This is a genomic window from Serratia sp. BIGb0234 (assembly GCF_024809915.1).
GTDB lineage: Bacteria > Pseudomonadota > Gammaproteobacteria > Enterobacterales > Enterobacteriaceae > Serratia > Serratia liquefaciens.
The window spans coordinates 362,519-375,136 of the sequence record NZ_JANUEI010000001.1 but is presented as its reverse complement, the minus strand read 5'-3'; the positions used below and the strand labels follow the sequence as shown (position 1 = coordinate 375,136).

General features: G+C 58.2%; 13 protein-coding genes. 7 read left to right on the top strand and 6 right to left on the bottom strand.

Annotated features, from left to right (window positions below):
* Positions 1–83: 83 nt before the first annotated feature.
* Entirely contained in the window at positions 84–1,442 is a 1,359-nt protein-coding gene (locus M2407_RS01980) for an MFS transporter (protein ID WP_046374184.1), read from the top strand.
* A gap of 43 nt (positions 1,443–1,485) precedes the next feature.
* Here M2407_RS01980 and trpS read toward each other — a convergent pair whose 3' ends face one another.
* Both trpS and M2407_RS01970 read right to left on the bottom strand, forming a co-directional pair.
* Positions 1,486–2,493 (bottom strand): tryptophan--tRNA ligase, encoded by a 1,008-nt coding sequence (trpS, locus tag M2407_RS01975; RefSeq protein WP_046374185.1) that lies wholly within the window; start codon positions 2,491–2,493, stop codon positions 1,486–1,488.
* Positions 2,494–2,650: 157 nt separating this feature from the next.
* Entirely contained in the window at positions 2,651–3,586 is a 936-nt protein-coding gene (locus M2407_RS01970; protein WP_187962502.1) for a LysR family transcriptional regulator, read from the bottom strand.
* Between the two features lie 129 nt (positions 3,587–3,715).
* Here M2407_RS01970 and M2407_RS01965 point away from each other — a divergent pair, with 129 nt between their 5' ends.
* A complete protein-coding gene (locus tag M2407_RS01965) occupies positions 3,716–4,462 on the top strand; it encodes an SDR family NAD(P)-dependent oxidoreductase (protein WP_142815691.1) in 747 nt (248 codons plus the stop codon).
* Positions 4,463–4,543: 81 nt separating this feature from the next.
* Entirely contained in the window at positions 4,544–5,419 is an 876-nt protein-coding gene (locus M2407_RS01960; RefSeq protein WP_020825821.1) for an NAD(P)-dependent oxidoreductase, read from the top strand.
* A 41-nt stretch (positions 5,420–5,460) separates the two neighbouring features.
* Here the strand turns inward: M2407_RS01960 and M2407_RS01955 are convergent, their stop codons facing one another.
* From M2407_RS01955 to M2407_RS01940, 4 genes are all read right to left on the bottom strand, one after another.
* Positions 5,461–5,988: a cysteine hydrolase family protein gene (locus M2407_RS01955; RefSeq protein ID WP_130015956.1), complete on the bottom strand. Its 528-nt coding sequence runs from the start codon at positions 5,986–5,988 to the stop codon at positions 5,461–5,463.
* 27 nt (positions 5,989–6,015) lie between these two features.
* A complete protein-coding gene (locus M2407_RS01950; protein WP_129940112.1) occupies positions 6,016–7,119 on the bottom strand; it encodes a suppressor of fused domain protein in 1,104 nt (367 codons plus the stop codon).
* Positions 7,120–7,283: 164 nt separating this feature from the next.
* Complete coding sequence (locus M2407_RS01945; RefSeq protein ID WP_130015955.1) at positions 7,284–8,156, bottom strand: oxygenase MpaB family protein; 873 nt, start codon at positions 8,154–8,156, stop codon at positions 7,284–7,286.
* 58 nt (positions 8,157–8,214) lie between these two features.
* Positions 8,215–9,195, bottom strand: coding sequence for a quinone oxidoreductase (locus M2407_RS01940; protein ID WP_201895606.1), 981 nt, complete (start codon positions 9,193–9,195; stop codon positions 8,215–8,217).
* A 120-nt stretch (positions 9,196–9,315) separates the two neighbouring features.
* Here M2407_RS01940 and M2407_RS01935 point away from each other — a divergent pair, with 120 nt between their 5' ends.
* From M2407_RS01935 to M2407_RS01920, 4 genes are all read left to right on the top strand, one after another.
* Positions 9,316–10,206, top strand: a complete 891-nt coding sequence (locus M2407_RS01935; RefSeq protein WP_201895607.1) for a LysR family transcriptional regulator — start codon at positions 9,316–9,318, stop codon at positions 10,204–10,206.
* Between the two features lie 29 nt (positions 10,207–10,235).
* A complete protein-coding gene (locus tag M2407_RS01930) occupies positions 10,236–10,679 on the top strand; it encodes an acetyltransferase (protein WP_020825815.1) in 444 nt (147 codons plus the stop codon).
* 251 nt (positions 10,680–10,930) lie between these two features.
* Complete coding sequence (locus tag M2407_RS01925) at positions 10,931–11,956, top strand: methionine ABC transporter ATP-binding protein (RefSeq protein ID WP_020825814.1); 1,026 nt, start codon at positions 10,931–10,933, stop codon at positions 11,954–11,956.
* Positions 11,949–12,617, top strand: a complete 669-nt coding sequence (locus M2407_RS01920) for a methionine ABC transporter permease (protein WP_020825813.1) — start codon at positions 11,949–11,951, stop codon at positions 12,615–12,617. Before M2407_RS01925 ends, M2407_RS01920 begins: the two co-directional genes overlap by 8 nt.
* The last annotated feature ends 1 nt before the right edge of the window (position 12,618 follow it).

Genomic DNA, 12,618 nt, shown 5'->3' with positions numbered 1-12,618 from the left:
GCCGACCACCTGCTAATGCACTTCCCAGGGGAATACCCGGAATAATAAATATTATTAATGCGAAATTCTGGAGGCAAAGAAAGATGGAAAGAACCCATACCGTCGATAGCGGAAAACCACAAACGGATCCCTATTCCGATAACATAATTCCTATGCCACCGGAGGGCATGTTAGTCCGCTCGGCAAAAATTAAAAAAATCCAAACTACGGCCATGTTGTTGCTATTTCTGGCGGCAATAATCAATTTTCTCGATCGCAGCTCGCTCTCAGTGGCGAACTCCACCATTCGGGAAGAAATGGGGCTGAGCGGTACCGAAATCGGCTTGCTGCTGTCGGCTTTTTCATTGGCCTACGGCATCGCCCAACTGCCCTGCGGGCCGCTGTTGGATCGAAAAGGCCCACGTCTGATGCTGGGGATCGGGATGTTTGTCTGGTCGCTGTTTCAAACGCTGTCCGGCATGATCCATAACTTCACCCAGTTTATCTGGGTACGTATCGGGCTGGGGATCGGCGAAGCGCCAATGAATCCGTGCGGCGTAAAGGTGATCAATGACTGGTTCAACATTAAAGATCGCGGCATGCCCATGGGCATTTTCAATGCCGCTTCGACCATCGGGCTGGCGATCAGCCCGCCGATCCTCACGGCCATGATGCTGGCCTTCGGCTGGCGCGGTATGTTCATCACCATCGGCGTGTTGGGGATCGCCCTGTCGATCGGCTGGTACATGCTGTACCGCAACCGGCAGGACGTCAGCCTGAGTGCTCAGGAACAGGCCTATCTGAACGCCGGTAGCGTCAGCGCGCGGCCTGAACCGATGAACTTTCGCGAGTGGCGTGGGCTATTCAAAAACCGCACCATGTGGGGCATGATGATCGGCTTTAGCGGCATCAACTACACCGCCTGGCTGTATCTGGCCTGGCTGCCGGGTTACCTGCAAACCACTTACCATCTGGACCTGAAAAGCACCGGGCTAATGAGTGCCATCCCCTTCCTGTTCGGCGCCGCCGGTATGTTGTCGAACGGTTTCGTCACCGACTTTTTGGTTCGGCGCGGAATGGCACCGCTGAAAAGCCGCAAAATTTGCATTGTGGCCGGCATGCTGCTGTCCGCGTCCTTTACCGCCGTGGTTGCCCAGGCTACCACCACCTACAGCGCGGTGTTGTTGATCGGCATGGCGCTGTTTTGTATCCACTTTGCCGGCACCTCCTGCTGGGGCCTGATCCACGTGGCGGTAACCTCGCGCATGACGGCCTCCGTCGGCAGCATTCAAAACTTCGCCAGCTTTATCTTCGCTTCGTTCGCGCCGGTGGTCACCGGCTGGATCCTCGATACCACCCACTCTTTCAACCTGGCACTCATCCTCTGTTCCTGCTTCACCCTGATAGGCGCGCTGTCGTATATCTTCGTGGTTAAACACCCGATCGTTGACAGCGCCGCCTAAGGATTTCACTCCGCCGCCCTCTCCCACGATTGAGGGCGTGCGTTCAACACAGGCTAAAGAAATCCAGCCCCAACGCGCCTTTCACCTGTGCCAGCGTCTGCTTGCTGATCTTATCGGCACGCTGGGTGCCCTGCTGCAGAATGCGCAACAGCTCGCCCTTATCGGCCAGATACTCGGCCCGACGGGTACGGATTGGCTCCAGCAGGCTTTGCAGGCAATCTTCCAACAGGCGTTTGATTTTCATGTCCCCCAGCCCGCCACGACGATAATGCGCCTTCAGATCGGCAACCAGATCGGCATCCTCACAGAAAGCATCCAGATAGGTGAACACCATATTGCCCTCCACGCGGCCGGGATCCTTAACGTTCAGGTGACCAGGATCGGTAAACATGCTCATCACCGCCTTGTGCACCTGCTCGGCATCGGCGCCCAGAGTAATGGTGTTGCCGCGCGATTTCGACATCTTGCCCTGCCCATCCAGCCCCGGCAGGCGGCCGACGTTGCTCAACAACGGCTGGCATTCCGTCAGTACCGGTCTGCCAACGATGCGATTAAAACGCCGCACGATCTCGTTGGTCTGCTCCAGCATTGGTAGCTGATCGTCACCAACCGGCACGTGGGTCGCGCCAAATGCGGTGATGTCCGCCGCCTGGCTGACCGGGTACACCAGAAAACCGGCCGGCAGGCTGCGGGAAAAGTCTTTTTCGATAATTTCGCTTTTCACTGTGGGGTTGCGCTCCAGCCGTGCCACGCTGACCAGATTGAGATAATACATCGTCAGCTCAGCCAGCGCCGGCAGCGCGGATTGCAGGCAAATCGTGGTTTTCTGCGGATCAATGCCGACCGCCAGGTAGTCGGCGACCAGATTCAGCACGTTGGCGCTGATTTTTTGCGGATTGTTGCCGTTATCGGTCAGCCCCTGCAGGTCCGCGACCAGCACCGTTTGCTGATGCTGTTGTTGCAGCTCAACGCGCTGGCGCAAGGATCCGACGTAGTGGCCTAAATGCAGGGATCCGGTGGCGCGATCGCCGGTCAAAATGGTGTAGCTCATTGCATTGCTCCTGAAAGTAAATACACCACCGGATCAACGCAATAAAAATGCCGCCAGAACCGGCGGCATTGAAAAGAGGTGTGAATACCCGTGCCGCCTTCAGAGGAGGCGCCACCAAGACTGGCTGTGAGTGGAGTGCATCGGCATATTCATGCTTTTAAGGTATCCCCCCACTGCGCCGGTTGTCAATAACCGCACGCTGCCAGGCCGCCGCCTGTTCGCCGGCGATACGACAAAATGTCTCGATCAGCGGTGAAGGGGTGCGTAACGCCAGCGCCAACGTATAGGGCACCGGGCTACCTGCGCCACTCAGTTCGCGGAACACCACGCCGGGTGATTTCAGTACCGCAAACAGAGCCGGCATCAGTGCAATCCCCACCCCACCGGCCACCAGCCCGCCGATGGTTTGCATCTGCCGAGCTTCCTGCACGATACGCGGGCTGAACCCCGCCACCGCACAGGCCTGCAAAATCGCCGCGTGCATCCCCGGCCCATAATGTGCCGGAAACAGCACCCAGGGCTGATCGGCCAAATCGCTCAGCGTCACGTGCCGTTGCGTCGCCAAAGGGTGGTGATCCGGCAGCGCCAGCACCATGCGATCCTGTAAAAAAGGCAGAATCTGCAGCTCATCCTGTGGCGCTATCGGCAGGACCACCATGCCGATATCGGCGCGATCGTCGCGCAGCGCGATCAGCTGTTCGGCGGTGGTGGCCTCCTGCAAATGAAACTCCGCCTGCGGGTGCGCCTGACGAAACTGGCGCAGGATCCCCGGCAACAGGGCATTGACCGTGCTATCGACAAAGGTCAACCGCAGCGATTCCGTCAGGCCACGCGCCGCACGTCGGGTATTGCCAAGGGTGCGCTCAAACTGCGCCAAGGTCCGCCGCGCCTCGATCAGAAACACCTGCCCAGCCTCGGTGATGCGCGTGATCCGGTTGCCGCGTTCCAGTAAGGGGACACCCAGCTCCTGCTCAATCTTTCTGATGGCGGCCGTCAACGGCGGCTGCGCCATGTGCAAACGCTCGGCGGCGCGGTGAAAGCTCATCTCTTCGGCGACGGCGACAAATTGCCGCAGTTGGCGTAGCTCAATCACGTGATACCTTTTTCGTATTTTGGAAGCATAAATAGAGTATTGGATGTATCGATAGCGAAAGCCAATACTTTCCGAACCCTCAAGTTCTGCGCCATTCCGGCGTGGACCACGGGCACAGGAGAATCAGCTATGACGCAACGTACAGCGGTGATTACCGGCGGATCCAGCGGTATTGGACTGGCCATCGCCCAGCAACTGGCACAACAGGATTACCGCATCGCCATCGTGGCGCGTAACCCTCAACGCCTGCAACAGGCGGCGCAGAAAATTGGCCACGGCACCCGCCATTATGCGGCGGACTTGAGCCAACGTGGCGCGGTGGAAGAAGTGGCCGCCCAGTTGGCAGCCGATCTGGGCACTTTGGATGTGCTGATCAACAACGCCGGTTTTACCCGGGTGATTGCCGCCGATACGCCCCTGGCGCAGGCCGAGCAGGAATGGGACGCGGTGATCGACGGAAACCTGAAAAGTACCTTTTTGTTTACGTTGGCGATGTTGCCACACCTGCGTAAACCGGGCGGTCGCATCATCAACCTGAGTTCGATCGCCGCCCAATGCGGCAGCGGCAGTGCCGGTGCTCTGGGCTACTCCGCCGCCAAGGCCGGCGTGCAAGGTTTTACCCTCAGCCTGGCACGCGAACTGGGCGAAGCAGGCATCACGGTTAACGCCATTGCGCCGGGCTTTATCGCCGATACTCGCTTTTTCGGTACCGGTTTGCCGCAGGATCGCATTGACGCCATCGCGGCCGAAACGCCGATGGGGCGCACCGGCCGGGTAGAGGATATCGCCAGCGCCGCGCTGTGGCTGGCTTCGAAAGAGGCCTCTTTCATCACCGGAACCGTTACCTCGATTAACGGGGGGGCGCGGGTCGGTTAAGAAAGCGTTACATTCCGCCATTTGCGTTCTCCGAGCGTCGCGTTAGGGTGAAGGAAGATAACCTGAGAAAAGGAACGCGATATGAAGATCGGATTTGCCGGCCTGGGCGGTATGGGCAGCGCGATGGCCGCCAACCTGTTGCAGGCTGGCTATGGGGTAAAGGTATGGAACCGTTCGCCCCAGGCAGCACAGCCTTTGGTGAGCGCCGGGGCCGTGCAGGCTCGGCAGCCGGAAGAACTGGCGGAGGTGGACGTACTGATCACCATGCTGGCCAACGATGCCGCCACCGAGCAGGTAGTGGTGGAAAGCGGGCTGCTGCAACAGCTGCGGGCGGGAGCGATTCACATCAATATGGCGACGGTCTCGGTGGCGTTGGCCAAACGGCTGGCGTTGCTGCACGCGGAGCGCAACGTCGGTTATATCGCCGCACCGGTGTTGGGGCGGGTGGACGTAGCCGCAGCCGGCAAGCTGAATATTCTGGCGGCGGGCGATCCGCTGTTGCTCGCCAAAGTGCAGCCGCTGTTTGAGGTGCTCGGCCAGCAGACCTGGCATTTTGGCGATCAGCCCGAGCAGGCCAACATCGTTAAAATCGCCGCCAATTTCACGTTGGCCAGCGCCATTGAGGCGATGGCGGAAGGCAGTGCTCTGGTGCGCAACTACGGCGTTTCCGGCGCGGATTATCTGCACATGCTCACCAGTACCCTGTTTGCCTCTCCGGCTTACAAGGGTTATGGAGGGTTGATCGCCGAAGAAAAGTTTGAACCTGCGGGTTTTAAATTAAGCCTGGGGATGAAAGACGTCGGCCTGGCGCTAGAGGCCGGTGCCAACAGCCACACGCCAATGCCGTTCGCCAGCGTGCTAAAGGACAACTTCCTCGACGCGGTGGCGCAAGGCGACGCAGATTTGGATTGGTCGGCGTTGGCCAAAGTGGCGGCACGCAGAGCCGGATTGAAGTAATCCTGATAGGCCCGGATCGCTCCGGGCTTTTTATTTGGCCGTCAGAAACGAATTTCTGCCGTTGGCAGTGCGTCGATCAGGACACCAAAGCTTTCGATATTCGACAGTGTGGCATTGTGATGGGCGCGGATCTGCAGGCCGGAGGCATGCGCTTTGTCATGGCTGGTATGCGCATCGGCCGCCAGCGTCACCGGGTAACCCAGAGCGGCGGCGCGGCGGGTGGTGGTATCCACGCAAAATTCGGTGGAATAGCCGCAAACCACCAGATGCGAGATACCGTTCGCAATCAACAGCGGCCCCAATCCGGTACGCAGGAATGAGTCCGGCGTGGTTTTCTCTACCCGATGATCGCCGGCATTTACCTGCAAACCGGGATCAAGTTGCCAGGCGTCACTGCCGTGCGCCAACTCATCATGCTGCGTTTGATGCTGAATGAAAATCACCGGCACGCCGGCCTGACGGGCAGCGGCGCTCAGGGTGTTAATGCGATCGATCGTCGCTTCGGCATCCGCCGGCGGCGGTGTAAACAACCCTTTCTGCACATCAATAACCAACAGCGCTGACTTCATGATTGGCTCCAGAGAATAAATTCCGTCTCAGCATACCGGCTGACGCGGGCGGAAGATATGGTCAACGCCCTGCTCACGCAGTTTGTTAACCAACTCATGACCCCCATTCGGCGTCGCATGCGCCAGCAGACGCTCGGCTTCAAATACTGGGCTGGCCCAGAAAATATTGACCGGATCGCCATACTGTTTCGGCAAGCTCAGATGCTCGTGATACGGATAAAAGGAGGAAGACAGCACGTAGCCCTCATAGCCCTGAGGCGCCACTTCGGACTCCAGGGTATGCCCTTCGCCAAACCAGGTGATTTTTGACCAGGGCACGTGGGCAAAACCGGCCAACGCGCTGGCCATCTGTATCGCATTTTCCTCGGTCATGTATTGACCGTCGATGGCGATACCCATTTCCATGCGGCGATAGCGGGAGGCGTCGTCGTTAAACAGGATCTCTACCCACGGCATCGGCCGGATGCTGACGCCCAGGGTAAGGAAATAGTAGATGCCGTCGCGTTCATGCTGAGTGATCGCCATCGGCGGCCACTTGCCCTGATCGATGGCGTAGTATTTCACCGAGGGGCCAAAATGCTGCTCGTAATGCGCCTGATAATCGCTCTGCATCTTGGGCCAGGGATTCCCTTCCTCCCGCTGCCAACTGCGCCAGAACTGACGGGTACTTTCCGCCAGTGCATACTGGGTATTGGTGGAAGCGGAACCGAGCGGATAAGCCAGCGGGCTCTCTTTAATGCAGCTGGCGGAATAACATACCGAATGGTCGATATACAGGCTCCAGCCGGGGATCACCGCCAGCAATTGACCGTAATACCACAGTGCCGCGCCGTCGTCGCTCTCGGTCCAAACCACCGTCAGCCCTTCCGGGTTCAGCGGCGCTTCCCCTTCCAGATTGCGGCAAAACTCGGCCGCCAGCATCGGTGGCTGCCCCAGCGCCAGTGCCGCGCTGTCTTCCTGCTGCGGCGCAGCGGCCAGGTTACGCAGCCAGCAAGCGCGCACCTGAAAACGCTCGCTATTTTCTTCTGTAGGGTAAATATAAAAATAAGCAGCCCGGTGATCTTGCTGAACCACCGCGACCAGCGTCTGGTTCTCATTACTGACTTCAGCAAGTACGTGTGACTCGTTCATATAACCTCAAATAGGCTCAAGGCGCAGAATAATGCTGCACGCTAAATAAAATGGAAATTGGCTTTTATCCAGTGTAAAGCGCATTACCGCTCGGATCACCCGTAAAAGTCTCAAAAGTGCCCCGAAACATCGGGTTATTGGTAAGAATTATAGTCTGCGCCGATTCAGGCCTGTCGGTTAATTCGGCGCAGCGCACGCTGATATGAACCATTACGCATTGAGGCGCGCAGCACTTTACCGACGCCCCCTGCACCGGTGCGCACCAGGCGGCGGCGTAAGTTTCCGGGATGAAAATCAAACTGTTGTTGCGCCCAGTCAGGCAGCAGGTCGATACCCGCGTGCATCACTAAAGCGCCAAAAGGCCGGGCCAATGCGCTGGGAGCCGGCGCGGCCAGCAGAATACGCGCGACTTCCCGCGTGCGCTCATCGCACACCAATTGCGGACGCATCCGTTGCAGATACTCCTCTACCGCCGTGCAGGAGGTTGGGATTTCTTCCGCCCCCAAGGCTGCGGCTACGCGTGCAGCCTCACGGTAATATTGGTCCTGCTTTTCACGGGGAAGAGACGGGTTGCGGTAGCGTAAATGGCTGGCCAAAAAACGACTGCTTTCCACCACGTGCACCCAGGTAAGCAACTCAGGATCGCTGGCGGCGTAAGGCCTGCCGTCGCTGCTGACGCCGTTGACCTGCAGGTGAATAGCTTTGACTTTGGCAATCAGGCGTTCGGCTTCGGCGGTGGGGCCAAAAGTGGTGACGGAGACAAACTGGCTGGTACGGCGCAGGCGGCCGAGCATATCTTCACGAAAGTTGGAATGATCCCACACTCCCGCCAACGCCAGCGGGTGCAGCATTTGCATCAGCAAGGCGCTGACGCCCCCGCACAGCATCGAGGTAAAATCGTTGTGCACCTGCCAGATAACCGACTGCGGGCCGAACAGGCCCGGATCCCCCGGCGGATTTTCAAAATCAATGCCGCCGAGCGCCAGCCCGGTCAGGCTGATGACCTGTTTTTCTATCGCTGCGCGTATCACTTCCATCCTGACTGGCCCCGTTTAGCTTCTGGCGGCCAGTGTAACATGAAGCGAAATACGGCTTTTAACTCCGCGGGTCGCTATCGTTGAGCAGCACAATTTTACCGGCAAAGCTGCGATCTTCCAGGCGACGGTGCGCCGCCGCCCCCTCGTTGAGCGGGAAGGTTTCGATGTGCGGGATAGCAAACTCGCCATTCTGCCAACTGCTGAACAGACGCTCGGCCCGCGTACGTCGCGCCTCTGCGTTATTGAGGTAAGTCCAGAGATCGCCCCCCACTACGCCTTTGGAATCCATCATCAGCTGATAGGCAGAGATCGCCGGTGCCTCGCCCCCGGCCATGCCGAAGGTGACCACCCGACCGCCGGGGCGCAGCGCGTCGATGCTTTGTTGCAGGGTGATGCCCACGGAGTCAAAACCGTACTCAACGCCGCCGTCGGTCAGAGCGGCAATCTGCGTGACCCAATCCTGCTGATAAGTGAAGGCCGCCACCGCACCGTTGTTTAACGCAATCTGCTGTTTATGCGCCGAAGAGACAACGGCGTAAACCTGCGCGCCACGCGCCACCAGCATCCGGGTAAGGATCTGTCCGACACCGCCGGCGGCGGCATGCACCAGGGCGCGATCGCCCGCCTTGACCTGAACGCTGTCATTGATCAGGTACTGCGCCGTCAGCCCCTGCAGCAAAATAGAGGCGGCTTCAACGTCGCTCAATGCCTGCGGCAGACGCAGCGCGTGCTCCACCGGCACATTGATGCGAGTGGCATGACAAAAAGGTACGTCAGCGAAACCAATCCGCTCTCCGAGTTGCCACCCCTGAACGCCCTCACCCAAGGCAATGATGGTCCCAACCCCTTCGTAACCGCCAATATGAGGGGGATTGCCGTGCAGCACGTAATTGCCCTTACGGCGATAGATATCGGCAAAATTCAGCCCGGCGGCCCCCATGCGTACCTGTACCGCACCCGCAGGTACCGCCGGTGTCGGCAGCTCAAGGTATTCGAGCACGTCCGGCCCGCCAAATTGTTCAAACGCTAATGCCTGCATATCGCCACTCCGGAAAATTTCCGCCAATAACACACTGACGGTCGATAGATTGATTATCGCAAAGCGCTATACTCGGCAACAGTGGCCTAAAAAGCATTCAGAAAACACCAGGGGTTTATAATGGATCGATTAACCAGCATGGCGGTGTTTGTACGGGTGGTGGAAAAAGGCAGCTTCGTCGCCGCCGCCGAAGAGATGGCTATTTCACCGACCATGGTTGGCAAACACATTCGCGCTCTGGAACAACGGTTGAATGCGCCGCTGCTTAATCGTACTACCCGCCGCCAGGGGCTGACCGAGGCCGGTCGGGTGTTTTACGAACGCTGCCGCCGACTGTTGGCCGATGCCGACGCGGCCGAAGCCAGTGCGCGGGCGCTGTTAAGCTCCCCCAGCGGGCTGTTGCGCATCAGCGCGCCGGTCACCTTCGGCAACCGCGTTCTGACACCGATACTGACCGAGTTCCTGCAACGGCACCCGGAGGTGGAAGCGGAAGTGGTGCTGTCGGATCGCAAGGTGGATTTGATCGAAGAAGGCTACGAGGCCGCGTTTCGCATCGGGCCGGTGGCGGACGACGGCCTGGTGGCGCGCGCCCTGCCCGATTACCGCATGACGCTGGCTGCCTCGCCGGATTATCTGGCACAGCACGGTGAACCCACAAGGCCGGAGCAGCTCAGCGCACACTGCTGCTTTGGTTTCAGCCAGTGGGATGGCAACCACTTTTGGCGGCTGTTGGGGCCGCCGGGAGAGATCAGCGTACCGGTCAGGCCTCGATTGAGAATGGACTCCGGTGAAGGGGTACGCCGGGCGGCATTGGCGGATTTTGGCATCGCGCTGCATGCCACTCTGCTGCTGGATGAAGATATCGCCGCCGGCAGATTGGTCCGGGTACTGCCGGAGTATTCACCACTGCCGCGCCCGATGCACCTGGTCTATCTGCCCGAAAGGCGGCAATCCGCCAAGCTGGAAACCTTTATCGCCCTGACCGTAGCCAGACTGTGGGGCCGGGTTTAAAATAAATGAGTCCAAATACGGGAGTTACCATGTTCACTATCCGAGCTCGCGCGGCAGAAGACAATGCGCAACTGGTGGAGATTTGGCAGCGTTCGGTACGCGCTACCCACCATTTTCTTACCGAAGAAGACATCGCCAAACTCTATCCGCTGGTGCTGAACGATTACCTGCCTGCGGTCAACGTTTGGGTTGCCGTGGACGGCACCGGCCAGCCCTGCGGTTTTATCGGACTGAGCGGCAACAAAGTGGAAATGCTGTTTATCGATCAGGATCAGCGCGGCAAGGGCGTCGGCAAAGCACTGCTGGAGCATGCGGAAACCTTGCATAACGAGTTGCAGCTGGACGTTAATGAACAGAACCCGCAGGCCAGTGGTTTTTACCGCCACTACGGGTTTGAAATCACCGGGCGTTCCGCGCTCGACGGCCAGGGCAACCCTTTCCCGCTGCTGCACATGAAGCTCGCCAAACGCTAACGCCAACCCCTCGGCCATGGTCTGCCCTGGCCGTCGTTTTACCATCACTTCCGCTCATCACTTGATATACCAAATCAGAATAACTAATAGAATTTACATTCTTCCTGTCACTATAAACCCCCGGTAGGATTGGCCCGTATTCACCAGCAACAGAGGTTCCGTCTGCCCTTATCCCAAGAAGCCGATCCCTTTCCGGCGTGACGCACTCCGGACGGAATTCTGTGATGTATTAAATAAGGATTCGCTTCTCTATGATCGTTCTTTCGAACGTTTGCAAAACTTTTGACAGCGCACAGGGCCGCGTTGTCGCAGTGGATGACGTCAACCTGACGGTCGAGGCCGGGCAAATCTACGGCATCATCGGCTACAGCGGCGCCGGTAAAAGCACGCTGATCCGCTTGCTGAACGGGCTGGAAACGCCCAGCAGCGGCAGCATTCAGGTTGAAGGTTTCGATATCGCCGGAGCCGAAGGCAATGCCTTGCGCCAGGCGCGGTTGAAAATCAGCATGGTGTTTCAACACTTCAACCTGCTGTGGTCACGCACCGTCAGTCAGAACATTGCTTTTTCCATGCAAATCGCCGGCGTGCCCAAAGCGCAGATTAAACCGCGAGTGGCGGAGCTGGTCGCACTGGTTGGGCTGCAGGGCCGCGAAGATGCTTATCCGTCGCAGTTGAGCGGCGGACAAAAACAGCGCGTCGGCATCGCCCGCGCGCTGGCCAATAATCCGGGGGTTCTGCTGTGCGATGAGGCCACTTCGGCGCTCGACCCTCAAACCACAGACTCGATTCTCGATTTGCTGCTGGACATCAATCGCAAGCTGAACCTGACCATTGTGCTGATCACCCATGAAATGCACGTCGTGCGCAAAATTTGCCACCGGGTGGCAGTGATGGAAAACGGTCGCATCGTTGAGGAAGGCCCGGTGATTGACGTGTTCACCCGGCCGCAACAGCCGATCACCCAACAGTTCGTCAAACAGGTTTCGCAATATCAGGAAACCGAGGAAAGCTTCAATCCGCTGTTGAGCCAACATCTGTCGGGCGCGATTTTCAAGCTGACGTTTGTCGGCGTGCAGACCCATCAGGCGGTGATTTCCGACGTTATCCTGCGTTACAAGGTAAGTATCAACATTCTGCACGGCAAAATCAGTCAAACCCTGAATGGTTCCTTTGGCGAACTTTACATTCACGTCGAAGGCAACGACCTGCAAATCGACAGCATGCTGAAGCTGTTGAAAGAGCAACAGATCGCCGTTGAGGTCATTAAACATGCTTGAGTCACTGTTCCCTCACCTGCGTCTTGATTCGTTGTTGAACGCCACCTGGGAAACCCTGTATATGACCGGGATCGCCGGTTTGGCGACGCTGGTACTCGGCATCGTCCTCGGGGTGTTGCTGTTCCTGACCTCCCGCGGTCAGCTGCTGCAAAACCGGGCCGTCTATTCGCTGATTTCAGTGCTGGTCAACGTGTTCCGCTCCATTCCTTTCATCATTCTGATCGTGTTGTTGATCCCGTTCACCAAGACGTTGATCGGCACCATTCTGGGCGCCGATGCGGCATTGCCGGCGCTAATCGTCGGCGCGGCACCGTTCTACGCCCGATTGGTCGAGATTGGCCTGCGCGAAGTCGACAAAGGAGTGATTGAGGCGGCGCGATCGATGGGCGCCAAAACCAGCACCATTATCTTCCGCGTGCTGCTGCCGGAATCTTCACCGGCACTGGTTTCAGGCATTACCGTTACCCTGATCGCGCTGGTGAGCTACACCGCGATGGCCGGGGTAATTGGCGCAGGCGGGCTGGGCAATCTGGCCTATCTGGAAGGTTTTCAACGCAACCACGGTGACGTGACGCTGGCCGCAACGCTAACGATTTTATTGATCGTTTTCGTTATCCAGTTCATTGGCGACACCCTTACAACCACGCTCGATAAACGATAAA

Excerpts from the sequence above, each read along its gene's own strand:
- M2407_RS01980 (WP_046374184.1), top strand. The coding sequence starts at position 84 with ATGGAAAGAACCCATACCGTCGATAGCGGAAAACCACAAACGGATCCC.
- M2407_RS01955 (WP_130015956.1), bottom strand. The coding sequence starts at position 5,988 with ATGAAGTCAGCGCTGTTGGTTATTGATGTGCAGAAAGGGTTGTTTACA.
- M2407_RS01960 (WP_020825821.1), top strand. The coding sequence starts at position 4,544 with ATGAAGATCGGATTTGCCGGCCTGGGCGGTATGGGCAGCGCGATGGCC.
- M2407_RS01940 (WP_201895606.1), bottom strand. The coding sequence starts at position 9,195 with ATGCAGGCATTAGCGTTTGAACAATTTGGCGGGCCGGACGTGCTCGAA.
- M2407_RS01950 (WP_129940112.1), bottom strand. The coding sequence starts at position 7,119 with ATGAACGAGTCACACGTACTTGCTGAAGTCAGTAATGAGAACCAGACG.
- trpS (WP_046374185.1), bottom strand. The coding sequence starts at position 2,493 with ATGAGCTACACCATTTTGACCGGCGATCGCGCCACCGGATCCCTGCAT.
- M2407_RS01965 (WP_142815691.1), top strand. The coding sequence starts at position 3,716 with ATGACGCAACGTACAGCGGTGATTACCGGCGGATCCAGCGGTATTGGA.
- M2407_RS01935 (WP_201895607.1), top strand. The coding sequence starts at position 9,316 with ATGGATCGATTAACCAGCATGGCGGTGTTTGTACGGGTGGTGGAAAAA.
- M2407_RS01945 (WP_130015955.1), bottom strand. The coding sequence starts at position 8,156 with ATGGAAGTGATACGCGCAGCGATAGAAAAACAGGTCATCAGCCTGACC.
- M2407_RS01930 (WP_020825815.1), top strand. The coding sequence starts at position 10,236 with ATGTTCACTATCCGAGCTCGCGCGGCAGAAGACAATGCGCAACTGGTG.
- M2407_RS01925 (WP_020825814.1), top strand. The coding sequence starts at position 10,931 with ATGATCGTTCTTTCGAACGTTTGCAAAACTTTTGACAGCGCACAGGGC.
- M2407_RS01920 (WP_020825813.1), top strand. The coding sequence starts at position 11,949 with ATGCTTGAGTCACTGTTCCCTCACCTGCGTCTTGATTCGTTGTTGAAC.